Origin of the sequence: Bacteroides xylanisolvens (assembly GCF_018289135.1) — a bacterium.
Taxonomy (GTDB): Bacteria; Bacteroidota; Bacteroidia; order Bacteroidales; family Bacteroidaceae; genus Bacteroides; species Bacteroides xylanisolvens.
In genome coordinates, this window is the sequence record NZ_CP072216.1 from 3,919,776 (window position 1) to 3,944,914 (window position 25,139).

The following is a 25,139-nucleotide window of genomic DNA, read 5'->3' on the forward strand; positions in this document are numbered from 1 at the left end:
GAATATAAACAAATAGTTTGTGGATAGTCTTATTATGCTGTAAGCTACTAAATTTGTAGCCAATAATAGAGCATTATGTTATGAAAAGACTACTATTCATTTTTTCCTTTTTTTTCTTGTTCGTGTTACGTGGGAACACACAGGAGGTAGAGATTCTGACATTAGAGGATTGTCTCCGCATTGGTATTGACAATAACTTGTCGTTAGAAGGGAAACGTAAAGAAATACAAAAAAGTAAATATGGCGTATCTGAAAACCGTTCGAAGCTGCTGCCGCAAATTAATGCGATAGCCGGTTATAATAACAATTTTGATCCTCCGGTGTCAGTCACAGACGGTTCATCTTACGGAGTTCCCTATAATATAACGAAAACATTGCAACATTCTGCTAATGCAGGACTGGAAATGCAGATGCCGCTTTTCAATCAGACTCTTTATACTTCTATGTCCATAGCTAAAGTGATGGAAGAAATCAGTCGTCTGTCTTATGGAAAAGCCAGGGAAGATGTTATTCTTCAAATCAGTAAGATGTATTATCTCGGACAGGTCACGGCCGAACAAATCATGCTGATAAAAGCAAATATCACCCGTCTGGAAGAATTGAGAGATATTACACAGGCTTTCTTCGATAATGGAATGTCTATGGAAGTCGATCTGAAAAGAGTCAATATCAATTTGGAAAATCTGAAGGTGCAATATGACAATGCACAAGCAATGATGAAACAGCAATTGAATATGCTGAAATACATTATGGATTATCCGGCTGAAAAGGAAATCGCGTTGACACCGGTAAATACCGATAGCATTACTACGGTAGCCCTGACCGGCTTGTCGGAAAATATCTATGAACTTCAACTCTCACAATCGCAAGTGCAACTGGCGGAACGGCAAAAGAAGATCATTGCTAATGGATATATCCCTTCTCTTAGTCTGACAGGCAGCTGGCGATATGCTGCATATACGGATAAAGGTTATCATTGGTTCCACTCCGGTCCGTCCAATCAATGGTTTCGTTCCTATGGAGTGGGGCTAACCTTGCGTATTCCGATTTTCGACGGACTGGATAAAACCTATAAAATAAAGAAGGCGATGATCGATATAGAGAACAAAAGACTGGCATGGGAAGATGCCCGGAAGAATCTGCAAACTCAATATCTGAATGCTGTGAACGACCTGATGAACAATCAGCGTAACTTTAAGAAACAGAAGGATAACTACTTGCTTGCCGAAGATGTGTACGCAGTCACTTCCGACCGTTACCGGGAAGGCATTGCTTCTATGACGGAAGTGCTGCAAGATGAAATGCAGATGAGTGAAGCTCAAAACAACTATATCAGCGCACATTATAACTATCGGGTGACTAACCTGATGCTGCTTAAACTGACCGGACAAATAGAATCATTAGTCAAATAATACGCAAATAACAATCATAAATATGGAAACAATGGAAAATAACCTTCCTTCCGCTACTCATCAGGAGAAAGCAAAAAAAATGAAGAAACTTCGTCGCTGGCAGATTGCTATCAGCCTTCTCGGAGTGGCTATTATTGTTTGGGGAGTGATTGAAGTGATCTGCCTTTTTTTGAATTATAGCCAGACGGAGACTAGTAACGATGCACAAATAGAACAATATGTGTCTCCTATCAATCTACGTGCTTCAGGTTACATTGACAAAATCTACTTTACAGAACATCAGGAGGTACATAAAGGAGATACTTTACTGGTACTGGATGATCGTGAATATAAAATTCGCGTAATGGAGGCTGAAGCTGCCTTGAAAGATGCGCAAGCCGGTGCGACCGTCATCAATGCTACACTCAATACTACGCAGACAACAGCATCTGTTTACGATGCGTCTATTGCCGAGATTGAAGTACGTTTGGCGAAACTGGAAAAAGACCGGAAACGATATGAGAACCTCGTGAAACGAAATGCGGCTACTCCTATCCAACTTGAACAGATTGTCACTGATTATGAAGCTACGCGTAAGAAGCTGGAAGCTACGAAAAGGCAGAAAAAAGCAGCTCTTTCCGGTGTAGATGAAGTGTCCTACCGTCGCATGAATACCGAAGCGGCTATTCAAAGAGCAACAGCTGCGCTCGAAATGGCCCGGTTGAATCTTTCCTATACGGTTGTAATAGCTCCTTGTGACGGAAAACTCGGCCGTCGCTCATTAGAGGAAGGACAGTTTATTTCGGCAGGGCAGACCATCACCTATATTCTTCCTGATACCCAGAAATGGATCGTTGCCAATTATAAGGAGACACAAATCGAGAACCTGCATATCGGACAGGAAGTATTTGTCACAGTAGATGCCATTAGCGATAAAGAGTTTAAAGGCAAAGTCACCTCTATATCAGGAGCTACCGGCTCCAAATATTCATTAGTGCCGACCGATAACTCCGCAGGCAACTTTGTGAAGATCCAACAGCGCATCCCCGTACGCATCGACTTTACCGATTTATCAAAAGAAGACAACGAACGATTAGCAGCAGGCATGATGGTAGTAGTGAAAGCCAAACTCTAACCACCGTGCACCTATAATTCATAAATCATAATTCATAAATCAAAAATTAATGCCCTCTTATCCCAAAAATTATCCTTTCTATAGCTGGATGCCCAAACCGTTGGGTATTATCATTCTGTTATTTTTCTTTCTGCCGATTCTTACGGTAGGCGGGGTTTATTCGGTGAATAGCACCGAAATGATGAGCGGGCTTGGCATTATATCCGAGCATATCCAGTTTGCCAACTTTGTTACTTCTATTGGTATGGCAGCCTTTGCTCCTTTCCTATATCAGTTGGTGTGTGTGCGGCGGGAGAAGATGATGTGTATTGTCGGGTTTGCGTTCATGTATATATTCAGTTATATCTGTGCAAAGACAGACAGCGTTTTTCTGTTGGCGCTTTGTAGTCTTCTGACGGGTTTCTTGCGTATGGTACTGATGATGGTCAATCTGTTCACACTCATTTGGTATGCGGGTGGAATGGAAGCTACCCGCAATATTACTCCGGGGTTGGAGCCGAAAGATACTGCCGGTTGGAATAAATTGGACATTGAAAGATGTGTGAGTCAGCCGGCTGTTTATCTGTTTTTTATGATTCTAGGACAGTCGGGCACAGCATTGACGGCTTGGCTGTCCTTTGAATATGAGTGGAAATATGTGTATTGCTTTATGATGGGGATTCTCCTGATCTCTATTTTGCTCTTGTTTATTACCATGCCGAATTATAAGTTTCCCGGAAGGTTTCCTATTAATTTCCGTAAGTTCGGCAATGTCACTGCATTTTGCATCTCGCTGACTTGTCTCACGTATGTGCTGGTTTATGGAAAAGTACTCGACTGGTATGATGACGAATCTATCCGTTGGGCGACAGCTGTAAGTATTCTTTTTGCGGGAATTTTTCTATATATGGACGTAACGCGCCGGTCGCCTTATGTTTTGCTGGATGCGTTCAAACTGCGTACTATACGTATGGGAGCATTACTTTACTTATTATTGATGGTGATAAACTCCAGTGCTATGTTTGTCAATGTGTTTGCAGGAGTGGGGATGCATCTCGATAATCTGCAAAATGCTTCATTAGGTAATTGGTGTATGGTAGGTTATGCTATTGGCGCCGTGATTGCTATGGTGTTGGGAGGTAAAGGGTTACATTTTAAGTATCTGTTTGCGATGGGATTCTTCTTCCTGTCTTTATCAGCTGTTTTTATGTATTTCGAGGTGCAGACAGCAGGAGTTTACGAGCGTCTGAAATATGCAGTTATCATCCGTGCCACAGGCATGATGATTCTGTATGCGCTGACGGCTGCTTATGCCAATCAACGTATGCCTTTTAAATATCTTTCCACCTGGATCTGTATTATGCTTACTGTGCGTATGGTTGTGGGACCGAGTATCGGCGGAGCAATTTATACAAATGTTTTGCAGGAGCGGCAGCAACACTATATAACCCGTTATGCGCAAAATGTGGACCTGCTTAATCCGGATGCTTCCACTTCCTTCCTTGGTACGGTACAAGGTATGAAATATCAGGGAAAGAGTGAGACGGAAGCCCGTAACATGGCTGCTATATCTACCAAAGGGCGTATTCAGGTGCAGGCCACGCTCTCTGCACTCAAAGAGATGGCGGGATGGACAATTTATGGTGGGTTAATTTGTATGATATTTGTGCTCGTTGTTCCTTATCCTAAACGAAAATTGCTAACTTAGCGTCGTTTTTGATAATGATCTGTTAATATATTAGTATGATGGATAGCGGACAAGATCGTTTATTGCAGTTTGAACGCGATTTGTTAAGTGGGAAAAATATATGTAGCTCCGAAGGGATATTTGTAAATTTTCCACCCTCACTGAAGAAACCTTTTCAAATGAAAGGACTGGGGCTGATTATTTGCCGCCAGGGTAATTTCCAGTTTTCGCTTAATCAGAAAAAGCATTTCGCAGGAGCAGGCGAAAGTTTGTTTATTCCCGAAGACGGCGAGTTTCAGGTTTTGCAAGAGTCGGAAGACATGGAGGTACGGATTTTGATTTATCAGATAGAACCGATCCGGGATATTATGGGGAATCTGGTTGTTTCCATGTATATGTATTCCCGCCTTACTCCCGAAGAACCTTCTTGTGTCTGGTCTACTGGTGAGGAAGAAGAGATCGTAAAGTATATGTCCTTATTGGACAATGTGTTACAGTCGGAAGAAAATTCATTTAAACTTTATGAGCAGAAATTACTTCTACTTGCATTGACGTACAGGATCTGCTCTATTTATAATCGCAAACTCGTCAATGACGGGCGGGAAGTGGGAGGACGCAAAAACGAAGTCTTTATTCACTTGATCCAGTTAATCGAAAAATATTATATGCAGGAACGGGGTGTTGAGTTTTATGCGGATAAATTGTGTTTGTCTCCTAAATATCTTTCTGCCGTTTCTAAAAGTATCTGCGGATATACCGTGCAGGAACTTGTATTCAAAGCTATCATTCGTAAGAGCATCTCATTGCTTAAAAATACGCAGAAAGATATTCAGGAGATTTCAAATGCTTTCGGCTTCCCCAATGCTTCTTATTTCGGTACGTTCTTTAAGAAGCAGGTTGGGGTTTCACCGCAGCAATATCGGAAGAATCTTTAAACGTTTATTCTTTTTCACCGTAGGCAAGATCGCCCGCATCGCCCAGTCCCGGAACAATGTAAGAATGTTCGTTGAGTTCGGGATCGATGGCTGCGCACCAGATTGTTGTCTTGTCTTTCGGAAATACATTCTTTATATGATCGATAGCCTTTTGGCTGGCGATAATCGAAGCAACATGAATTTCAGCAGGGTGTCCTTTCGTCAGCATTGCCTGGTAACTAAGTTCCATACTCCCCCCAGTTGCCAGCATAGGATCGGTGATAATCAGCGTTTTGTCATCAATGCGGGGAGAAGCGATATATTCTATATGTATATCGAATTTTAGCGTATCTTTATATTTGCGGTAAGCGGAAACAAACGCATTCTCCGCCCTGTCGAAATAGCTAAGGAAACCTTGATGGAAAGGCAGACCAGCACGCAGGATCGTACTGATTACTAAATTGTTGTCCGGTGTACTGACCGGAGCGATTCCCAGTGGTGTCTGGATGTTCTTTACCGAGTATTTAAACTCTTTACTCATTTCATAAGCCATGATTTCTCCGATCCGTTCGATGTTACGGCGGAAACGCAGGCGGTCGTTCTGAACTTCTACATTTCTAATTTCGGATATGTACTGGTTTAGAATCGAATTAGTTTGGCCAAAATCAATTACTTTCATATTATATTTTAATCAAATTTTAATCTCATTTTCATAGTATTGATAACATACTGGCTTGCAAAGTAAACGATAATCTTTCAAATTGCAATATTCAGTTTGCAGATATTGTTAGGAATTTATAAAAGAGTTTCAATTAGGGAAAAATTTCTCTAATACCTTCTTCCTTTCCAAAGAAAGTATTACTTTTGTAGCCGGATTTACAAGGGGGTATCCAAAGCTCCCCATGTTAAGGTGAAAAGAGATAGAAAACAAAATACCAATTTTAATTAATTCAAAGAAAATGGCAAATTTAGATTTAAGCAAGTACGGCATCACAGGTGTGACTGAGATTTTGCACAATCCGTCTTATGATGTTTTGTTCGCTGAGGAAACAAAACCGAGTCTGGAAGGCTTTGAAAAAGGTCAAGTTACTGAATTAGGCGCTGTGAATGTAATGACAGGTATCTACACCGGTCGTTCTCCTAAAGATAAATTCTTCGTTAAGAATGAAGCTTCTGCTGATTCTGTATGGTGGACTTCCGAAGAATATAAAAACGATAACAAACCATGTACTGAAGAAGCTTGGGCTGACTTGAAAGCTAAAGCTGTAAAACAACTTTCCGGCAAACGTTTGTTCGTTGTTGATACTTTCTGTGGTGCTAACGAAGCTACTCGTATGAAAGTACGTTTCATCATGGAAGTAGCTTGGCAGGCTCATTTCGTAACTAACATGTTCATTCGCCCGACTGCTGAAGAACTTGCTAACTACGGAGAACCTGATTTCGTATGTTTCAACGCTTCTAAAGCAAAAGTTGACAACTACAAAGAACTGGGCTTGAACTCTGAAACTGCTACAGTATTCAACCTGAAGACTAAAGAACAAGTAATCCTGAATACTTGGTACGGTGGTGAAATGAAGAAAGGTATGTTCTCTATCATGAACTACATGAACCCGCTTCGTGGTATCGCTTCTATGCACTGCTCTGCTAACACTGATATGGAAGGAACTAGCTCTGCTATCTTCTTCGGATTGTCTGGTACAGGTAAGACTACTTTGTCTACTGACCCGAAACGTAAATTGATCGGTGACGACGAACACGGATGGGATAACGAAGGTGTATTCAACTACGAAGGTGGTTGCTACGCTAAGGTTATCAACTTGGATAAAGAAAGCGAACCAGATATCTACAATGCTATCAAACGTGACGCTTTACTTGAAAACGTAACTGTTGACGCTAACGGTAAGATTGATTTCACTGACAAGAGCGTGACTGAAAACACTCGTGTTTCTTATCCTATCTATCACATCGAAAACATCGTTAAACCGGTTTCTAAAGGTCCTCACGCAAAACAAGTTATCTTCTTGTCGGCTGATGCGTTCGGTGTATTGCCTCCAGTATCTATCCTGAACCCGGAACAGGCTCAATACTACTTCTTGTCTGGATTTACAGCTAAATTGGCTGGTACGGAACGTGGTATCACTGAACCGACTCCGACATTCTCGGCTTGTTTCGGTGCTGCTTTCTTGTCATTGCACCCAACTAAATATGCAGAAGAACTGGTTAAGAAGATGGAGATGACTGGTGCTAAAGCATACTTGGTTAACACTGGATGGAATGGTTCTGGTAAACGTATCTCTATCAAAGATACTCGTGGTATTATCGACGCTATCCTTGACGGTTCTATCGACAAAGCTCCTACTAAGGTTATTCCTTTCTTCGACTTTGTTGTTCCTACAGAACTTCCGGGTGTTGATCCGAAGATCCTTGACCCACGCGACACTTACGAATGTGCTTGCCAATGGGAAGAAAAAGCTAAAGATTTGGCTGGACGTTTCATCAAGAACTTCGCTAAATTTACTGGTAACGAAGCTGGTAAGGCTTTGGTTGCTGCTGGTCCGAAACTCTAATTGGAGAATCAGATATAATATGGAAGGCGGTTCGATTTCGAACCGCCTTTTTTATTGCTATACTGTGTCTTTCTATGAAAAGGAATACTGTCTGTTTAGTTTTTTTTCCTATATTTGTCAAAACGAGACTATTTACTTTTAAAGACAGCTATGACGTATCTGGATACAGACAAACAGACCTATGCGGATTTAAGCATAACGGAGACTGCAAACAATGAGCAGTTTCTTTTCTCTTTGTTTTCTAAAACAGAGACGAAAGAAGGAAAATCATTGATGATGAACTGGGTTATGTATCCGCTAAGTGATTTGGATATGATCCGCAAAAGGCAGGAGGCTGTTGCGTGGGATGCTTTACCTGAACTTCTTTTGAATGAAGAAGAACTGGATTTTATTGAATATTATCTGGCTTATCGCGACCAGATCAGGGAAGCACACGTCTTACTGTCATGTGCTACTGTCATAGATCGCCTGTTGAGATATGATTCAACCCGTTATGTTATTTGTCGGGGAGTGAAATTGGTAATACATTTGCTGCATTGTTTGGAGAGGTGGGCGAAAGAATTGGATGAGGATGCCCCACAATTGATGAAGGAGTCAGCCCGTATGGTGAATGATATTTTGTCCGGAAGTGAATTAGGTGAAGTCTTGGAACAGACTTCTGGCGAAGAAAGGCGGCTATCTAATTATACGATAGATAAATACGATTATCTATTTCGATGTACCCGTTTGTTGTCTTTGAAAGAATTATTATCAGTTTTGTATTTATTGGATGTCTGTCGGACAGCTCACCGGGTAGCGAGAGAGAAAAATTTCTGTTGTACACCGAAAGTGGTGGAAACAATGGATTTTTCGGTTGAGGGTGTAGTTCATCCTTTTGTGAAAAATGTACGGGAGAATAGCTGGGTGATGTCTCGGGGAAATATCAGTATTTTTACGGGTTCTAACATGGCGGGAAAGTCAACCACTTTAAAAGCACTGACTTTGGCTGTCTGGCTGGCGCATTGTGGACTGCCTGTCCCGGTGAAGTCAATGGTTTGTCCTCTTTACGAAGGTATTTATACTTCTATTAATTTGCCGGACTCTTTGCGTGACGGGCGAAGCCATTTCATGGCAGAGGTTCTTCGTATAAAAGAAGTGATGCAAAAAGCGCTTACAGGAAAACGTTGTTTGGTCGTTTTGGATGAAATGTTTCGCGGAACTAACGCTAAGGATGCTTTTGAGGCTTCTCTTGCAGTCAATGAATTATTGAAAAGATTCTCTTGTTGCCATTTCCTTATATCAACTCATATTCTGGAGTATGCGAAAGCATTTGAAAAAGATCCTGCCTGTTGTTTTTATTATATGGAAGCGGAAATTATTGACGATGCATTTGTTTGTCATCATCGGCTATTGCAGGGGATTTCGGAGGCTAGGGTAGGATATTGGGTCGTGAAAAAACTACTGGCCGGTTTGATATAGTTTCACCTTATTATTGTGTCCATTAAGACAGTATTTTATTTTTATTAAAGGCATATTTTGATTACTTTTGTACAAACCATATACGAGAGAATAATCTTGAATAATAATGCGACAACCATGAAGAAACTCTATTTCTTTCTTATCTGCTCTTTGTTTCTTGTCTCCGGACTTTACGCGGGTGAAACTGATTATACCAAAGGACTTTCCATCTGGTTTGATACTCCCAATACTTTGCAGGGGTATGCCGTGTGGTATGGGGGAAGACCGGATCTGTGGAAAGGTGGTGATAAACCGGAAACAGCAGGAAATGCAGGTCATAATCCGGATCCCGCTTGGGAATCGCAATCATTACCGATAGGGAATGGTAGTTTAGGTGCGAATATCATGGGGTCGGTGGAAGCTGAACGTATTACCTTTAACGAAAAAACGCTTTGGCGTGGCGGTCCGAATACAGCGAAAGGGGCGGACTATTATTGGAATGTCAATAAACAGTCGGCTCATCTTTTGGATGAAATACGTAAGGCATTTACGGAAGGAAATCAGGAAAAGGCTGAAATGCTGACACGTCAAAACTTCAACAGTGAGGTGTCTTATGATGCTGACGGAGAAACACCTTTCCGTTTCGGCAGTTTTACTACCATGGGAGAGTTTTATGTAGAAACGGGATTGAATATTATAGGGATGAGTGACTATAAACGTATCCTTTCTTTGGACTCTGCAATGGCAGTTGTTCAGTTTAAAAAGGATCATGTGGTTTATCAGCGCAATTATTTCATTTCTTATCCTGCCAATGTGATGGTGATGCGTTTCAGTGCGGATCAACCGGGTAAACAAAACTTGGTTTTCAGTTATGCGCCTAATCCGGTGTCTACCGGGAATATGGCTTCTGACAGTAATAAAGGACTGGTGTATTCCGCATCTCTGGACAATAACGGAATGAAATATGTCGTTCGTATTCAGGCGGAGACAAAAGGCGGAACCTTGTCTAATGCAGATGGAAAACTGATGGTGAAAGGTGCGGATGAAGTTGTGTTTTATATTACGGCTGATACTGATTATAAACCTGACTTTGATCCGGATTTTAAAGATCCGAAGACGTATGTGGGTGTCAATCCGGAAGAAACAACCAAGGAATGGATGAATAACGCAGTGTCACAGGGGTATACTGCTTTGTTTAGTCAGCATTACAATGATTATGCTGCTTTGTTCGATCGGGTTAAATTGAATCTGAATCCGGCGATCAAGGGAAGAAATCTGCCGACTCCCCAGCGCTTGAAAAACTACCGGGCAGGACAGCCGGATTATGATCTGGAAGAATTATATTTTCAATTCGGTCGCTATCTGTTGATTTCAAGTTCCCGTCCAGGCAATATGCCGGCGAATTTGCAGGGTATCTGGCATAATAATGTCGATGGACCGTGGCGTGTGGACTATCATAATAATATCAATATTCAGATGAATTATTGGCCGGCCTGCTCCACTAACCTAAATGAATGTATGCTTCCATTGGTCGATTTCATTCGTACGCTGGTAAAACCGGGCGAAAAGACCGCGAAATCTTATTTTGGTGCCAGAGGATGGACGGCATCCATTTCCGGAAATATATTCGGATTTACCACTCCGTTGGAAAGTCAGGATATGTCGTGGAACTTCAATCCTATGGCAGGTCCCTGGTTGGCTACTCATATCTGGGAGTATTATGATTATACAAGAGATCTTACATTCCTGAAAGAAACGGGTTATGAGTTGATAAAAAGTAGTGCGGACTTTGCTGTCGATTATTTGTGGCATAAACCGGATGGAACATATACGGCTGCTCCATCTACTTCGCCGGAGCATGGGCCTATCGATCAGGGTGCTACCTTTGTGCATGCCGTTGTACGTGAGATTTTGCTGGATGCAATCGAGGCGAGCAAAGTGTTGGGCGTAGATAAGAAAGAACGTAAGCAGTGGGAGCATGTGCTTGCCAATCTCGTTCCTTATAAAATAGGGCGGTATGGTCAGTTGATGGAATGGTCGGTAGATATTGATGATCCGAAAGACGAGCATCGCCATGTGAATCATTTGTTCGGACTGCATCCGGGGCATACGGTTTCTCCGGTCACCACTCCCGAACTGGCGAAAGCTGCTAAAGTAGTACTGGTGCATCGTGGTGACGGGGCTACTGGTTGGAGCATGGGCTGGAAGTTGAATCAATGGGCGCGTTTGCAAGATGGTAATCATGCTTATACCTTGTTTGGCAATTTGTTGAAGAACGGCACGCTGGATAATTTATGGGATACACATTCGCCTTTCCAGATTGACGGAAACTTTGGCGGAACAGCCGGTATTACCGAGATGTTGCTTCAAAGTCATATAGGCTTTATTCAGTTGCTGCCTGCTTTGCCGGATGCATGGAAGGGTGGGGCTGTCAGTGGTATCTGTGCAAAGGTGAAGTGGATATGGTTTGGGAGAATAATCAGCTGAAAGAAGCTGTGGTTCATTCTAATGCGGGAGGAAACTGTGTGATAAAGTATGCTGATAAGACTCTTTCTTTTAAAACGGTGAAAGGGCGTAGTTACCGGATTGAATATGATGTGACTAAAGGACTTATTAGACAGTAAATAGAAAATATCGGAAAATTAGAAAGTAGGAATGGTATTAGAGTATTTGAAATTGTTCGTGACGTTTGCGAAGATTGGAATGTTTACTATTGGTGGCGGTTATGCCATGATTCCGTTAATTGAACGGGAGATAGTTGCCAAACAGTGGATGAGTAAGGAAGAATTCATGGAGATGTTTGCCTTGACGCAGTCACTACCGGGTGTGTTTGCTGTGAATATTTCTATTTTTGTAGGATATAAGTTGTATAAAGTGGGTGGGAGCTTGGTATGTGCTTTGGCTACGATTCTTCCCTCCTTTGTTATTATGATGCTGATAGCCATGTTTTTTGCACGGTTTCAAGATAATGAAGTGATGATTCGCATCTTTAATGGAATACGTCCTGCCGTGGTAGCGTTGATTTTGTTTCCTTGTATTTCTGCTGTAAGAGCTCTGAAACTGAAATACCTTCAGTTGGTTGCTCCTGCCATAGCTACTCTTTTGATTTGGCAGTTTGGACTGTCTCCTATTTATATTGTATTGGCAGGAATTCTGGGAGGATTGGTATATACATTGTGGTTGAAAGAAAAAATAATGAATAAAGAGGTATGATATATTTGCAATTACTTTGGGTGTATCTTAAAATAGGTATGTTCGGTTTTGGAGGTGGATATGCGATGCTTTCCCTTATTCAACATGAGATAGTGGATATTCATCATTGGCTGACTCCCCAGCAGTTTACGGATGTGGTGGCGATTTCGCAAATGACTCCGGGGCCGATTGGTATCAATAGTGCTACTTATGTAGGGTATGCGGTAACGCAAAGCGTGTGGGGAGCGGTGCTAGCTACGGTAGCGGTTTGTTTACCTTCTTTTATTCTGGTGTTGCTCATTTCTTATTTCTTTGCGAAGTGTAAGGATAACAAGTATATTAAGGCGGCTATGTCCGGACTGCTACCTATGTCGGTTGCTTTGATTGCTTCGGCTGCATTGCTTATGATGAATAGAGAAAATTTTATGGACTATAAAAGTATCGGTATTTTTGCGGCAGCCTTTTTGGTTACATGGAAATGGAATCTTCACCCTATCCTGTTGATTTGTCTGGCGGGTGTGGTAGGATTGTTGTTGTATTAGTAATGCTTGTGATACTTACAGAAAAAAATAAAATCCCGGTAAAACACTGCGTTTCACCAGGATTTCTATTATAATATAATGAAAGAATGGTTAGTTCTTGTTGGCACGTTTACGTTCGATTTCGTCCAAAATCACTTTACGCATACGCATTGCCTTTGGAGTAACTTCTACATATTCGTCTTCCTTAATATATTCCAATGCTTCTTCAAGTGAGAACTGGATAGGCGGAATCAGACGTACTTTGTCATCCGAACCGGAAGCACGCATATTCGTCAGCTTCTTCGATTTGGTTACGTTGATAACCAAGTCGTTGTCGTGAGAGTGCTCGCCTACTACCTGTCCTGCATAGACTTCGTCCTGCGGGAAAATAAAGAACTTACCGCGATCCTGTAATTTGTCGATGGCGTAAGCAAAAGCTGTTCCGCTTTCCATAGCAATCATAGAACCATTGGTACGACGTTCAATTTCTCCTTTGTGCGGCTGATATTCTTTGAAACGGTGTGCCATAATGGCTTCACCGGCAGAGGCCGTCAGTACATTGGTACGCAAACCGATGATACCGCGTGAAGGCATATTGAATTCAAGATTGATGCGTTCGCCTGTATTTTCCATCTTTACCATTTCACCTTTACGGCGGGTAACCATATCAATAATTTTGCTGGAATATTCTTCCGGTACGTTGATGGTCAACTCTTCAATCGGTTCGCATTTCACACCGTCGATTTCTCTGAAGATAACCTGTGGCTGACCTACCTGCAATTCATATCCTTCGCGACGCATTGTTTCAATCAATACAGAAAGGTGGAGTACACCACGGCCGGAAACAATCCATTTACCGTCTTCTTCACTCTTTCTTACGCGGAGGGCCAGGTTCTTGTCGAGTTCCTTCATCAGACGGTCGTGGATGTGGCGTGAAGTCACAAACTTACCATCCTTACCGAAGAAAGGAGAATCGTTGATAGCAAACAACATACTCATGGTCGGTTCGTCAATTGCGATGGGTGGCAGTGCTTCCGGACTTTCGAAATCACAAACTGTATCTCCAATCTCGAATCCGTCAATACCTACCAGCGCGCAGATGTCACCGGAAGAAACCTCATTTGTTTTCACACGGCCTAAACCTTCGAAAACATGGAGTTCTTTAATTTTGCTCTTGAACATATCGCCGTTACGTTTCACAAGCGTTATATTCATACCTTCTTTTAATGTACCACGATGTACGCGACCTACGGCAATACGACCGGTATAAGAAGAATAATCCAGAGAAGTAATCAACATCTGGGGAGTACCTTCCAACTGTTGCGGTGCCGGAATGTTTTCGACGATACAATCCAGTAGCGGAGTGATGCTGTCAGTTTGTTGTTGCCAGTCGGTGCTCATCCAGTTGTTTTTGGCGGAACCGTAAATCACGGGGAAGTCCAACTGATCTTCCGTTGCGTTCAAGCTGAACATCAAGTCGAAAACCATCTCGTAAACTTCTTCCGGGCGGCAGTTAGGTTTATCTACCTTATTAACTACCACAATGGGTTTCAAACCGATTTCGAGCGCCTTTTGCAGTACGAAACGAGTCTGGGGCATCGGACCTTCGAAGGCATCTACCAACAGAATACAGCCATCGGCCATATTCAATACACGTTCTACCTCACCACCGAAGTCGCTGTGTCCCGGAGTATCAATAATATTAATTTTTGTACCGTTGTAATTGATGGATACGTTTTTGGAGAGAATCGTTATACCACGTTCACGTTCCAAATCGTTGTTATCCAGGATAAGTTCACCACTATTTTGGTTGCTGCGGAATAAATTTCCGGCCAATAGCATCTTGTCAACCAGCGTTGTTTTCCCATGGTCAACATGGGCAATGATTGCAATGTTTCGAATATTTTGCATATAATACCTATTATTTGGCTGCAAAGGTACGAAAATAGGATTAGAAATATGCGCAATGATAGCAATTTTTTCTTGTAAATCGTTGTGTGATATAAAGATAATGCCTATCTTTGCACGCTCAAAAGAATAAATTATCAATTAAAATTCTAAGAATTATGTATTTAGACGCTGCTAAAAAGCAAGAAATCTTCGGAAAGTACGGAAAGTCTAACACTGACACCGGCTCAGCTGAGGCCCAAGTGGCATTGTTTTCCTACCGTATTTCTCACCTGACTGAGCACATGAAGCTCAACAGAAAAGATTATAGTACTGAAAGAGCGTTAACAATGTTGGTAGGTAAGCGTCGTCGCTTACTCGACTACCTGAAAGCAAGAGATATCGAAAGATATCGTGCTATTGTTAAAGAGCTAGGTTTGCGTAAGTAATCTACTTGTCGCGAAAAGATTTAAAGCCGTTCCTCATGATAGAGGAGCGGCTTTTTTTAGTTTCTTCTTTTTCTTCCTGATAGTCGTATTTTCTTCGGTTATAATTGTGTTCATCTAAAGATTTTGCTATTTTTGCAGCTTAATTATTATAATTTATCACCTTTGATAACTAAAATGCTTTCAAAATGGATACAAGTAAGATTGTTGGCGAGAAAATTAAAGCCCTCCGCGAAGATAAATCAATAAGCATAGAAGAGTTGGCGCAACGTTCAGGTTTGGCTATCGAACAGGTTGAACGTATTGAGAATAACATTGATATACCTTCTCTCGCACCGCTGATTAAGATTGCGCGTGTGTTGGGAGTACGTCTGGGTACTTTCCTTGATGATCAGGATGAAGTCGGACCGGTCGTATGCCGTAAGAAAGAAGCCAAAGATGCGATCAGTTTTTCCAATAATGCGATTCACTCTCGCAAACACATGGAATATCACTCGTTGTCCAAGTCAAAGGCGGACCGTCACATGGAACCGTTTATTATCGATGTGATGCCGACGCAAGATACCGACTTCGTGCTTTCTTCTCATGAAGGAGAAGAGTTTATCATGGTTATGGAAGGTATCATGGAAATCAGCTATGGCAAGAACACCTATCTGCTGGAAGAGGGTGATAGCATTTATTATGATTCCATTGTTCCTCATCATGTACATGCTTATGAGGGACAGGCTGCAAAAATCCTGGCAGTAGTTTACACACCGATTTAATGAAATAGTAGGAACCAAGACTTAAGTATAATTACATGCAATTATTTGATCGTACTTTGGGGCAGTGGCTGGAGCACTGGGCTGAAGAGACTCCCGATAAGGAATATATCGTATATTCCGACCGAAATCTCCGTTTTACCTGGAGTCAGTTGAACCGTCGTGTGGATGATATGGCAAAAGGGCTTATTGCCATTGGTGTGGAACGTGGTACTCATGTGGGTATCTGGGCGGCTAATGTTCCCGATTGGTTGACATTGCTATATGCCTGCGCGAAGATTGGTGCGGTATATGTTACAGTGAATACGAACTACAAGCAATCGGAGTTGGAGTATCTTTGCCAGAACTCGGATATGCATACACTTTGTATTGTGAATGGTGAGAAGGATAGTGATTTTGTGCAAATGACATACACGATGCTTCCTGAATTGAAGACTTGTGAGCGTGGACATTTGAAGAGCGAACGCTTTCCATATATGAGAAATGTAGTATATGTAGGTCAGGAAAAACATCGTGGTATGTATAATACAGCGGAGATTCTGCTGTTGGGAGATAATGTGGAAGATGGCCGTTTGAACGAACTAAAAAGCAAAGTGGATTGTCACGATGTAGTAAATATGCAATATACCTCGGGCACTACCGGTTTCCCGAAAGGGGTGATGTTGACACATTATAATATCACCAATAATGGATTTCTGACTGGTGAACACATGAAGTTCACGGCAGATGACAAACTTTGTTGTTGCGTTCCGTTGTTCCATTGTTTTGGGGTAGTATTGGCTACCATGAACTGTCTGACTCATGGTTGTACACAAGTGATGGTAGAACGTTTCGACCCGTTGGTTGTGCTGGCCTCTATTCATAAAGAACGTTGTACGGCTCTTTACGGAGTGCCGACTATGTTTATTGCTGAATTGCATCATCCGATGTTCGATCTCTTTGATATGTCTTGTCTTCGTACAGGTATTATGGCAGGTTCTCTGTGTCCTGTCGAACTGATGAAGCAGGTGGAAGAGAAGATGTATATGAAGGTGACCAGCGTCTACGGATTGACAGAAGCCGCTCCCGGTATGACGGCCACCCGTATTGATGATCCGTTCGATGTACGTTGTAATACGGTAGGACATGATTTCGAATTTACGGAGGTGAAGGTGATTGATCCTGAAACAGGTGAAGAATGTCCGGTTGGGGTACAAGGTGAAATGTGTAACCGTGGTTATAATACCATGAAAGGATATTATAAGAATCCGGAAGCAACGGCGGAAGTGCTTGATGAAAACAACTTCTTGCATTCCGGCGACTTGGGTATTAAGGATGAAGATGGAAATTACCGGATTACCGGACGTATCAAAGATATGATTATTCGTGGTGGCGAGAATATTTATCCGCGCGAAATAGAAGAGTTTCTTTATAAGCTTGATGGAGTGAAAGATGTTCAGGTGGCTGGTATTCCTTCTAAAAAGTATGGTGAGGCAGTCGGAGCATTTATTATTTTGCAGGAAGGAGTACAAATGCAGGAAGCCGATGTACGTGATTTCTGCAGAAATAAAATATCTCGTTATAAGATTCCGAAATATATCTTCTTTGTGAATGAATTCCCGATGACGGGTAGTGGAAAGATTCAGAAGTTCAGATTGAAAGATCTGGGACTGCAACTTTGCAAGGAGCAGGGAATAGAGATTATTTAGAAACTCATGATTATTTAAAGACACACAAAGTTTTTTGATTATAAACAGTGAACGGTGAACTCTCTGCAATCAATTATGCAGTTTGTTCACCGTTCACTATTTGTATGCTCTTATCCGGTTTTGTCTCCGGCGTCAGGTTGCGTGTTATTAAATGAAATCATCGCCCAGTTGCATTTGGGCGTCGTTTACATATTTACGGATAGCATGTTCTTCATCTTTGCGGCAAATCAAAAGAACGTTGTCCGATTCGGCTATCAGAAATCCTTCCAGTCCATCGATAACGGCCAGTTTGCCTTTCGGAAGTACTACCATATTATCTTTACTGTTATATATAAGTGAATGGCACTTCAGCGTAACATTGCCTTCCGGGTCTCTTTCCGATAAATCATAAAGTGATCCCCAAGTTCCAAGATCGGACCAGCCAAAATCTCCTAATGATACATACACATTATCCGCTTTCTCCATAATGCCGAAGTCGATGGATACATTAGGACATGCTGGGAAGTTTTCTTCGATGAATGCTTTCTCCTTGTCGGTGGCATAAATATCTTTTCCCGGTGCCAGTTTGGAAGCTAATTCAGGCAGTAAATCTTCACTTGCTTTGATGATTGTATTTACATTCCACATAAATAGGCCGGAATTCCAATAAAATTCTCCGCTCTCTACGAATACTTTAGCTAATTCCAGTTCCGGTTTCTCTGTGAATGTTTTTACTTTATAGAAGTTTTCTCCTGCGGGTTCGTCTATTTGTATATATCCATACCCTGTTTCCGGGCGATTGGGTTTAATTCCTAATGTCAGTAGCTTTTCCGAGCGTGAAACAAAATCAAGTCCTTTTTCGATAGCGGCAAGAAACTCATCCTCTTTTAAAATTAAATGGTCTGAAGGAGCGACTACGATATTGGCGTTCGGGTTCAGTGCCCGGATGTGGTAAGCGGCCCATGCTATACACGGAGCGGTATTTCGTCTTGCGGGTTCCAGCAGAATCTGTTCTTCGTTCACTTCGGGCAATTGTTCCTTCACTAAGTCCGCATACATTGCATTGGTAACGATGAAAATATTTTCTGTTGGGATAACCTTTTGGAACCGGTCGAAAGTCTGTTGTAAAAGTGAACGGCCCGTTCCGAAGAAATCTAAGAATTGTTTGGGCAATGTTTTGCGGCTAAACGGCCAGAAGCGGCTTCCAATGCCGCCACCCATAATCACGCAATAATTATCCTGGTTTGTCATGATAGTGACTCTATTTTAAAGTTTCTGCTAATGTACGGTTTATTCTCTGAATAGAGAAGTGTTTAAGATATGTTTTATTATTTTTTTCTCCTTTTTTTTGCCAAACTATTGTGGAATCAAAATAATGTCGTATCTTTGCACCGCAATTGAGAAATCAAGTATGCGCCCAGATGGCGGAATCGGTAGACGCGCTGGTCTCAAACACCAGTGGATTCACTTCCATCCCGGTTCGACCCCGGGTCTGGGTACGAAGTAAAGCAGCTAAGTTGTTGTATATCAATACTTAGCTGCTTTCTTTTTACCTTATCTGTTCCCAATTTGTTCCCACAGAACTTCATTCTCTCCCTCGCTAAATGTGGTTGAATGCCTTTAAATATTGATTGCTTTGCAATTTGTAATGCTAATGAAAATCAATATGTTGAGTAGTTGAAGAACCATCAAGGTACAAACAGCAATAAAATGTAACTATTCAACGAATGCAAATGAAGTGCCTTGTCCTGATATAGCTTAACTATTTGGTCAAGCTATATCAGGACAAGGCATATTCAATAAGTCAACGGACAGTATGTGGATAATCACATGTACCTAAACTCAAACTTTTCAATCTTCGTGAATTAGGCATCATCAGAGGGACCATAAGGAGTAAAGGTCTGATACTATAGCAGGACAGCCCATTTCCGCTCTTTTGGTGGTATATGTTTATTGCTTTTCTATGTTGATATTAGGTGAAGCATAAGCCTTATCTAATACTAAAAGGAGAAGCGGAATCATTGTAGATGTTGTGGGATTAGCTTCTTCCACGTTGTACTTTAGGCGCAAAGTATCTGCTTGCGATATAAGTGAAACAGGAATGTACTTCGTGGGGCGATTGGTTTCGCAACCTATTACGGCGATGACAGGCGATGACGCTTTGACGGGTGAAATCTATTTGAGTGGGTGTACCACCTTCTCCCATAAAGGCTGCACAACCGAAAACACTGTCGAACGCCTCCTTGCTGTCGTAGTAGCAGGATAGATGAGGCGGTGCGTCGTTACGCACAAAGTAGCCGTGCGCTTCGGTGTAATCCACTTGTTTTGCTTTGTCTGTCATGCCGCACGATACCATGAATATCGCAGCGGCAACGATGGATAATAACTTTTTCATATACGATTATTTATTAATGTTTATTCTTATACCTATATTTAAGTCCAGATTGAATGGCTTGTCTTTATACACGTTATCCACGGAGCTGTGGTTGTCAATATAATAACTTGCACCCGGCTCGATGAACAGGCATGTGTTTTTGGCAATATTGGCTTCAATACCTGCGGAGAGTGTGGCAGAGAGTTGAAGCGGTTTTTCACTTACCTTTTGCTCTTCAATGGAATTTTTGCTGCCACCGATGACAAATTTCGTCTTGGCCTTGCCCGATACGCATTTCTCTACCATACCACCGCCGCTAACATAAATGCCGATACGCTTGCTGTTCCACAACTTGTAGCGGAGTTTCAGCGGAATGCCAACATAGTGGAGCGTTTGTTCCGTGTGATAGTAATTTTCTTTGGAACCCGATTCCATTGATGATGACAGCAGTGTGTACGTTATGCCACTCTCTACGGCAAGGGCTTCGGTTAAGGGTACCGATACACGAATGCCGGTACGCACGGGCAGCTTATAATGCTTTTTTGTTTCGGCATCCATCCCTTGGTTAAGTTCGAAGATGTCATCATAGGGGGTGTTTCCATCCGATGGTTCCCCGGGACCGGATCCAATCAAGGTGAAATTATCTTGTGTCGAAGTGTTGTTTGCCATGATGTTGCCTGCATAGAGCGATACGGAAGCTGACTTTCGGCTCTTCGACTTCGTAACCATACGGTCGGCAATCCACAGGTCGTTATAACCGCCTCGTTTTCGTTTGTTATCGGTTTTCTTTTCGTCTTTGCCATTCTTTCTTTCTTCTTTGCCGTTTGATGGAAGGACTTGTTCGCCCTGTATCGGTTCTTCGTCATGCGTTATCGTGTCATCGTTCGCGACCACTTGCAAGGGAGATTTTCCAGTGTCTGCCAGACGGATGGCTTGCGTGGTGGTAATCACGCCCGGTGTAGTGACTTGCGGCTTCGGCGTATCAATACTTTTGCCAATGCTCCTCTTGGCTATTTGCGGTAATTGGTCATTTGGAATGGGAGTATTGAAAAACAACGAACCTATACCCATGAGCAACGCAATGCAAGCAGCCGCTCCGCAATAGCGCAACCACAATGGAACGATGCGATGCTGACTTTTCGTCGGCAGATTGTCCACGATGCCGTTCCAAAGCTCCTCCGGCGGTTCGGGAAGGAAGTGCTCCTCTTCTTTCCTCAGGTATTCTATCAAATCGAAATCACTCATCTGTCGCTCCTTTCCTTATATTGGTTTATTTTCACTGCAAGCATCTTCTTCGCCTTGTGGAATTGCGAAGCCGATGTGTCTTCTTTTATTCCGAGAATGTGGGCTATCTCCTTGTGGCTTTTCCGCTCGAATACGTAAAGATTGAACACGGAGCGATAGCCTGCGGGCAACTCGCCTATGAGTTTCCTCACCTCTTCGTATGGAATGCCGTCTGTTTCCGCCGTTTCTTCTACCACGTCAGCGTATTCGTCCACCGATTCGATAAACTGCATTTTCTCGCTCTTGCGAAGAAACTGTAGCGAATTGTTTACGACGATTCTTGTCATCCACGACCTTAACGAAGCGTTTTCCTTCGGCCGGTACTTGTCGATATTCCCGAATATGGCAACGAAAGAATCCTGAAGCGTGTCGCGGACATCTTCAGGATTGACTACATAACGAGAACACACAGCGGTCAAGTAGCGGGCGTGCAAGAGGTAAATCCTCTTCATGGCCTCTTGCTCGCCTCGCCTTGCTCCGTCTATCAGTTCCTGCTCGCTGTAGTTCTCGTTATGCATCACGTTCATCCCGAATGACAGTTCGTTACTTAACCGTTACGTTGATGGTTGCCGACTTTTTGTTCTTGTCGGTCACGGTGACTGTTGTCTTGCCGGCCTTGACACCCTTGATGGTAATCTTGCTGTCCTTGACACTGGCAGTCGCGACTTTCGAGTCTTTTACTGTTGCGGTGTAAGGCGCAGTGCCCTTCGATACGGTAATGTCAACCGTCTTTCCGACAGCCATCTCCGCTGACTTCTTGTCAACAGTCAATGAAGACGATGCAGCCTTCACGGTCACAATAACCTGTCCTGTCTGTTTGCTTTTGTCAGTTACCTTCACGACTGCACTACCCTCGGCAACACCTGTGATTGTGATTGTCTTGCCCTTGGTTTTGACCGTTGCAACCTTCGTATTCGACGATCTTACCGTAAACGGGGTCATACCACTTCCGATAGTCACCGTAGCGGTAGCTTTCGGAGCTATTTCCACTTTTGCAGGATTGAGTTTTAATGTGTTAACGGGCTCGTCGTCATCGTTGTCGCACGAAGCGAATGTCATAGCAGAGATACTGATTACAGCCATCATCATTACTTTCAAGATATTGAACTTTTTCATTTTTACCTTTTGCTTTTTATTTGTTTATTACTGTTGTTCTTTTTTGAGCGCTCATCTATATAATACCGATGTCTTGAAAACCTTGCCTGCGGAAGCAAACTTTTTTTTATCCATAAAAAAACAAGACCGGCAACCTAAAGTGTGGTGCTAGTCTTGGCAATGACATAATTCTCTTATTGACTGACGATAAAGCGTATTGTTGGGCTATACGTCAAGGTTATTGCACTTCATAAAGTTCGATGGGAAGTTTATCCGGATCTTGAAGAAAGGTGAATTTGCGCCCTGTATATTCGTCTATTCTTACAGGTTCACATTCTACGCCCTTGGCTGTAACTTCAGCTATCGCTTTGTCTATATCTGCTACGGCAAAGGCAAGATGGCGGAGCCCGCAAGCTTCAGGGTGACTAACCCGTTGTGGTGGTGAAGGAAAAGAAAAGAGTTCCACAACATAAGTACCATCCGGCAGAGCAAGGTCAGTCTTGTACGACTGGCGTGAATCCCTATAATGTTCACTTATTATTTTAAGGTTCAAAATTTCAGTATAGAATCGAAGAGATTGCATATAATCTGAAGCTATGATTGCAATATGATGAACTGCTTTGATTTGCATAAGGTATAGAATTTTTAATTGTATTTATTACACTCTGTTTGTAATGAGGCTTACCTACACATATATTATAATTTAATAATACTATATTCTAATTCACTTAGCTATAGCATAATTGGGGTTACAAAGATAGATGAATTATCATTGATATTCCGTTATCAACACTGATTTCTCTACATTAAGAGAGGTATTTTCGCCTCCGATTATCTGACTAATTGCTGTGTTTTGTTTATTTTCCAATCATACGCCCCGTCTGCAACATCGCCCACCTCTTTGAGTGTGTGGCGATGTTTGATTTCGTCAAAGGGCTGCTTATGTTCCGCATAGCCACACAGCCAGTCACCAACCGCCTTTTGCATTTCGGTTGTTTCGCCATATTCCTGCATCACACTTTTAATGTCAGCGGCTTCCGATGGGGCAAAGATTGACTTGTGCTGTTCCGTTCCAAAATGGATAATCGCATTGATGGCTCGTCTGAACACCTCGCTTGCTTGGTAGAGAATATCGGCAATGACATTCAGAATTTTTCGGCTGGCTTCCAATGCCCCCTGCAACAAACGGATAGTGTTGTCTTTCTTCTTGGTGGCTGTAAGAACCGCTTGGCTGATGCGCTGCTGTATGTCTGCTTCCTGCGCTTGAAGTTGCCTGACGGCATCGTCCCTCTCAATGACTGATGAGCGACTTTGCGCCAAAGCCCTGTTTCGCTCGGCTTCGGCACTCTGCTTTGCTTCGACCAAAGCCTTTGTCTGTTCTTCCACTTTGTTTTTTACGGCATTGGGAAAGGCTTTCTTGATACGCTCGATGTCGGCTTTCAGTTGGGCGTTTTCCTTTTTAACCGCTGCGGATTTGCCGACCCCGACAATACTGCCGACACTGTCAAGTATGCTGTCCATCTTAGCCTTGCGCTCGTCTTTGAGCTGCCTTTCCTTATCGGCAATCTCGCTATCAAGTGAAAGGCTGTATTGTTCTTTCGCCTTGTTCTCGCCCTCAATGGACTGCCGATCGGCTTCAGCTTTCTCCTTGGCGGCAAGGGCTGCTTCCTTTTCGGCTTTGACCTTTTCGGCTTCCTGTTTCTGTTTGGCGATGATGAAGTCGTTTCGCTCCAAATGTTCCTTGCCTGTCAGCTTCTTTGAGGTGCCCCTCTGCATCTCCAAACACTCAGCCAAAACGGTCTGCATTTCGCACATGGCTTTCTCGTCCAGCTTACAGGACTTGCCTGTTTCATGGTTCATCCAGTCCCAGACGATATGTGCGTGAAGATTGGGCTTCCAAGTGGCAATGTCTTCGGGATTGCTGTAATGCCCCTCGTCACGGTGGATGAACACTTGCAGGGGTGTGATACCCCAGCGTTCCTTGCACACCTCACAAAAATGCCGTAACTGTTCCATAGTGGTATCTTCCTTGATTACCACCACGCCCTCTTTGAGCGGAGTGCTGCCACGGACAATGGTCACCTTGCCTGTCTTTTTGTTCACCCGTTCACGGTCTTTGGTCTGCATCGCCCGACCAGTCTTTTCCTTGACCATTGCGGCTATCTGATTGTAGCGTTCCGTGAGCGATGTATTGCCAAAGTCAGGTGCTACCCATGCTTCATTCTGCGGCATGAGGTCAGTGCGTATATAGAACTTTTCTTTGTTGATACGGGCAAGGTATTCTGCTGTCCGCCTGTTATGGGGTTCGCTACTGCCGATGTTGCAGGGCTTGATGTTAATGGATGTCTTCTGTGCCATAAGTTTACTTTATTCGGGTTTCACAATGGGTTATTAGGGCAGAGCCTTAATCGGAGGGTGCAGGGAGAGGGTCACTTCTTGCTCCGGGTTCTCAGGGGTGGAAGCCACTGAGCGGAGTTTCCAAAGAGAGGGTCACTCTTTGGTCGGGTTGCATAGGGCTGACAGTCCTTGCCGGGTTCTTAGGGCAGCGTCCTGAGTGGGACGGGGCAACGCCCAGCCCCTCGGGAGAGCCCACAACTACGGAAGCGAAGCGTGTAGTTATAGTGGGCTATATCAGGGCAAGCCCTGTCTGTCACACCACGGCAACTCTGCTACCAGCACATTCCGTATTTCTTTTTACGAATATCATCTAAGTTGGGTTTTACGATTATTAATTCCATCGTTGATTTTGTTGATTCTGTTGAAAACGATTCAAAAAAAGAGGGAAAAGAAAATTAAAGATGC

Annotated in this window: 20 protein-coding genes, 1 tRNA gene and 1 pseudogene; 13 read left to right on the forward strand and 9 right to left on the reverse strand. The window is 42.9% G+C overall.

Features of this window, described 5'->3' with window-relative positions:
• Positions 1-80 precede the first annotated feature (80 nt).
• From INE92_RS16725 to INE92_RS16740, 4 genes are read left to right on the forward strand one after another with little or no spacing between them, the layout of a single operon-like run.
• Positions 81-1,412 carry a TolC family protein gene (locus INE92_RS16725; RefSeq protein WP_008642650.1) on the forward strand — a complete coding sequence of 444 codons (1,332 nt, stop codon included), beginning with the start codon at positions 81-83 and terminating at the stop codon, positions 1,410-1,412.
• A 22-nt stretch (positions 1,413-1,434) separates the two neighbouring features.
• Positions 1,435-2,526: an HlyD family secretion protein gene (locus INE92_RS16730; protein ID WP_008642648.1), complete on the forward strand. Its 1,092-nt coding sequence runs from the start codon at positions 1,435-1,437 to the stop codon at positions 2,524-2,526.
• A gap of 49 nt (positions 2,527-2,575) precedes the next feature.
• On the forward strand, positions 2,576-4,213 hold the full coding sequence (locus INE92_RS16735) for an efflux MFS transporter permease (RefSeq protein WP_004323802.1): 1,638 nt from the start codon (positions 2,576-2,578) through the stop codon (positions 4,211-4,213).
• Positions 4,214-4,251: 38 nt separating this feature from the next.
• Entirely contained in the window at positions 4,252-5,127 is an 876-nt protein-coding gene (locus INE92_RS16740) for a helix-turn-helix domain-containing protein (protein ID WP_134985630.1), read from the forward strand.
• Positions 5,128-5,131: 4 nt separating this feature from the next.
• Here INE92_RS16740 and upp read toward each other — a convergent pair whose 3' ends face one another.
• Positions 5,132-5,785, reverse strand: a complete 654-nt coding sequence (upp, locus tag INE92_RS16745) for a uracil phosphoribosyltransferase (protein ID WP_008023141.1) — start codon at positions 5,783-5,785, stop codon at positions 5,132-5,134.
• A 280-nt stretch (positions 5,786-6,065) separates the two neighbouring features.
• On the opposite strand from upp, the gene pckA reads away from it, so the two are divergent.
• The 5 genes and pseudogenes from pckA to INE92_RS16770 all read left to right on the forward strand — a co-directional run bounded on the left by pckA (position 6,066) and on the right by INE92_RS16770 (position 12,844).
• A complete protein-coding gene (gene pckA, locus INE92_RS16750) occupies positions 6,066-7,673 on the forward strand; it encodes a phosphoenolpyruvate carboxykinase (ATP) (RefSeq protein WP_004317539.1) in 1,608 nt (535 codons plus the stop codon).
• 150 nt (positions 7,674-7,823) lie between these two features.
• On the forward strand, positions 7,824-9,131 hold the full coding sequence (locus INE92_RS16755; protein WP_009038949.1) for a MutS-related protein: 1,308 nt from the start codon (positions 7,824-7,826) through the stop codon (positions 9,129-9,131).
• A gap of 117 nt (positions 9,132-9,248) precedes the next feature.
• A pseudogene (locus INE92_RS16760) lies at positions 9,249-11,734 on the forward strand (glycoside hydrolase family 95 protein).
• 31 nt (positions 11,735-11,765) lie between these two features.
• On the forward strand, positions 11,766-12,323 hold the full coding sequence (locus INE92_RS16765) for a chromate transporter (RefSeq protein ID WP_004317546.1): 558 nt from the start codon (positions 11,766-11,768) through the stop codon (positions 12,321-12,323).
• The gene (locus INE92_RS16770; RefSeq protein ID WP_004317547.1) at positions 12,320-12,844 is read left to right on the forward strand and encodes a chromate transporter; all 525 of its coding nucleotides are present in this window, start codon (positions 12,320-12,322) and stop codon (positions 12,842-12,844) included. The genes INE92_RS16765 and INE92_RS16770 overlap by 4 nt, the downstream gene beginning before the upstream one ends.
• A 90-nt stretch (positions 12,845-12,934) precedes the next feature.
• Here INE92_RS16770 and typA read toward each other — a convergent pair whose 3' ends face one another.
• A complete protein-coding gene (typA, locus tag INE92_RS16775) occupies positions 12,935-14,734 on the reverse strand; it encodes a translational GTPase TypA (RefSeq protein ID WP_004317549.1) in 1,800 nt (599 codons plus the stop codon).
• A 155-nt stretch (positions 14,735-14,889) separates the two neighbouring features.
• On the opposite strand from typA, the gene rpsO reads away from it, so the two are divergent.
• The 3 genes from rpsO (at position 14,890) to INE92_RS16790 (ending at position 17,605) form a co-directional block, all read left to right on the forward strand.
• Positions 14,890-15,159 (forward strand): 30S ribosomal protein S15, encoded by a 270-nt coding sequence (gene rpsO, locus INE92_RS16780; protein WP_004296393.1) that lies wholly within the window; start codon positions 14,890-14,892, stop codon positions 15,157-15,159.
• 185 nt (positions 15,160-15,344) lie between these two features.
• On the forward strand, positions 15,345-15,920 hold the full coding sequence (locus INE92_RS16785) for a helix-turn-helix domain-containing protein (protein WP_009038953.1): 576 nt from the start codon (positions 15,345-15,347) through the stop codon (positions 15,918-15,920).
• 35 nt (positions 15,921-15,955) lie between these two features.
• On the forward strand, positions 15,956-17,605 hold the full coding sequence (locus INE92_RS16790; protein ID WP_015531745.1) for an AMP-binding protein: 1,650 nt from the start codon (positions 15,956-15,958) through the stop codon (positions 17,603-17,605).
• Between the two features lie 147 nt (positions 17,606-17,752).
• Here INE92_RS16790 and INE92_RS16795 read toward each other — a convergent pair whose 3' ends face one another.
• The gene (locus tag INE92_RS16795) at positions 17,753-18,835 is read right to left on the reverse strand and encodes a mannose-1-phosphate guanylyltransferase (RefSeq protein WP_004310696.1); all 1,083 of its coding nucleotides are present in this window, start codon (positions 18,833-18,835) and stop codon (positions 17,753-17,755) included.
• Positions 18,836-18,999: 164 nt separating this feature from the next.
• On the opposite strand from INE92_RS16795, the gene INE92_RS16800 reads away from it, so the two are divergent.
• A tRNA-Leu gene (locus INE92_RS16800) sits at positions 19,000-19,083 on the forward strand.
• A 539-nt stretch (positions 19,084-19,622) separates the two neighbouring features.
• Here INE92_RS16800 and INE92_RS16805 read toward each other — a convergent pair.
• The 6 genes from INE92_RS16805 to INE92_RS16830 all read right to left on the reverse strand — a co-directional run bounded on the left by INE92_RS16805 (position 19,623) and on the right by INE92_RS16830 (position 24,695).
• Entirely contained in the window at positions 19,623-19,925 is a 303-nt protein-coding gene (locus INE92_RS16805) for a hypothetical protein (RefSeq protein WP_211421187.1), read from the reverse strand.
• A gap of 60 nt (positions 19,926-19,985) precedes the next feature.
• On the reverse strand, positions 19,986-21,203 hold the full coding sequence (locus INE92_RS16810; RefSeq protein ID WP_149934073.1) for an outer membrane beta-barrel protein: 1,218 nt from the start codon (positions 21,201-21,203) through the stop codon (positions 19,986-19,988).
• A complete protein-coding gene (locus INE92_RS16815) occupies positions 21,200-21,769 on the reverse strand; it encodes an RNA polymerase sigma factor (protein ID WP_149934074.1) in 570 nt (189 codons plus the stop codon). The genes INE92_RS16810 and INE92_RS16815 overlap by 4 nt, the downstream gene beginning before the upstream one ends.
• Before the next feature lie 16 nt (positions 21,770-21,785).
• A complete protein-coding gene (locus tag INE92_RS16820; RefSeq protein WP_211421188.1) occupies positions 21,786-22,358 on the reverse strand; it encodes an Ig-like domain-containing protein in 573 nt (190 codons plus the stop codon).
• A 217-nt stretch (positions 22,359-22,575) separates the two neighbouring features.
• Complete coding sequence (gene gloA2, locus INE92_RS16825; protein ID WP_149926853.1) at positions 22,576-22,968, reverse strand: SMU1112c/YaeR family gloxylase I-like metalloprotein; 393 nt, start codon at positions 22,966-22,968, stop codon at positions 22,576-22,578.
• A gap of 200 nt (positions 22,969-23,168) precedes the next feature.
• Positions 23,169-24,695 (reverse strand): mobilization protein, encoded by a 1,527-nt coding sequence (locus tag INE92_RS16830; RefSeq protein WP_149934076.1) that lies wholly within the window; start codon positions 24,693-24,695, stop codon positions 23,169-23,171.
• Between the last annotated feature and the right edge of the window lie 444 nt (positions 24,696-25,139).

Excerpts from the sequence above, each read along its gene's own strand:
- upp (WP_008023141.1), bottom strand. The coding sequence starts at position 5,785 with ATGAAAGTAATTGATTTTGGCCAAACTAATTCGATTCTAAACCAGTAC.
- INE92_RS16725 (WP_008642650.1), top strand. The coding sequence starts at position 81 with ATGAAAAGACTACTATTCATTTTTTCCTTTTTTTTCTTGTTCGTGTTA.
- INE92_RS16755 (WP_009038949.1), top strand. The coding sequence starts at position 7,824 with ATGACGTATCTGGATACAGACAAACAGACCTATGCGGATTTAAGCATA.
- INE92_RS16785 (WP_009038953.1), top strand. The coding sequence starts at position 15,345 with ATGGATACAAGTAAGATTGTTGGCGAGAAAATTAAAGCCCTCCGCGAA.
- INE92_RS16770 (WP_004317547.1), top strand. The coding sequence starts at position 12,320 with ATGATATATTTGCAATTACTTTGGGTGTATCTTAAAATAGGTATGTTC.
- INE92_RS16815 (WP_149934074.1), bottom strand. The coding sequence starts at position 21,769 with ATGAACGTGATGCATAACGAGAACTACAGCGAGCAGGAACTGATAGAC.
- INE92_RS16740 (WP_134985630.1), top strand. The coding sequence starts at position 4,252 with ATGGATAGCGGACAAGATCGTTTATTGCAGTTTGAACGCGATTTGTTA.
- INE92_RS16805 (WP_211421187.1), bottom strand. The coding sequence starts at position 19,925 with ATGACAGACAAAGCAAAACAAGTGGATTACACCGAAGCGCACGGCTAC.
- INE92_RS16820 (WP_211421188.1), bottom strand. The coding sequence starts at position 22,358 with ATGAAAAAGTTCAATATCTTGAAAGTAATGATGATGGCTGTAATCAGT.
- INE92_RS16735 (WP_004323802.1), top strand. The coding sequence starts at position 2,576 with ATGCCCTCTTATCCCAAAAATTATCCTTTCTATAGCTGGATGCCCAAA.
- INE92_RS16810 (WP_149934073.1), bottom strand. The coding sequence starts at position 21,203 with ATGAGTGATTTCGATTTGATAGAATACCTGAGGAAAGAAGAGGAGCAC.
- INE92_RS16790 (WP_015531745.1), top strand. The coding sequence starts at position 15,956 with ATGCAATTATTTGATCGTACTTTGGGGCAGTGGCTGGAGCACTGGGCT.
- rpsO (WP_004296393.1), top strand. The coding sequence starts at position 14,890 with ATGTATTTAGACGCTGCTAAAAAGCAAGAAATCTTCGGAAAGTACGGA.
- typA (WP_004317549.1), bottom strand. The coding sequence starts at position 14,734 with ATGCAAAATATTCGAAACATTGCAATCATTGCCCATGTTGACCATGGG.
- pckA (WP_004317539.1), top strand. The coding sequence starts at position 6,066 with ATGGCAAATTTAGATTTAAGCAAGTACGGCATCACAGGTGTGACTGAG.
- INE92_RS16830 (WP_149934076.1), bottom strand. The coding sequence starts at position 24,695 with ATGGCACAGAAGACATCCATTAACATCAAGCCCTGCAACATCGGCAGT.
- INE92_RS16730 (WP_008642648.1), top strand. The coding sequence starts at position 1,435 with ATGGAAACAATGGAAAATAACCTTCCTTCCGCTACTCATCAGGAGAAA.
- INE92_RS16765 (WP_004317546.1), top strand. The coding sequence starts at position 11,766 with ATGGTATTAGAGTATTTGAAATTGTTCGTGACGTTTGCGAAGATTGGA.
- gloA2 (WP_149926853.1), bottom strand. The coding sequence starts at position 22,968 with ATGCAAATCAAAGCAGTTCATCATATTGCAATCATAGCTTCAGATTAT.
- INE92_RS16795 (WP_004310696.1), bottom strand. The coding sequence starts at position 18,835 with ATGACAAACCAGGATAATTATTGCGTGATTATGGGTGGCGGCATTGGA.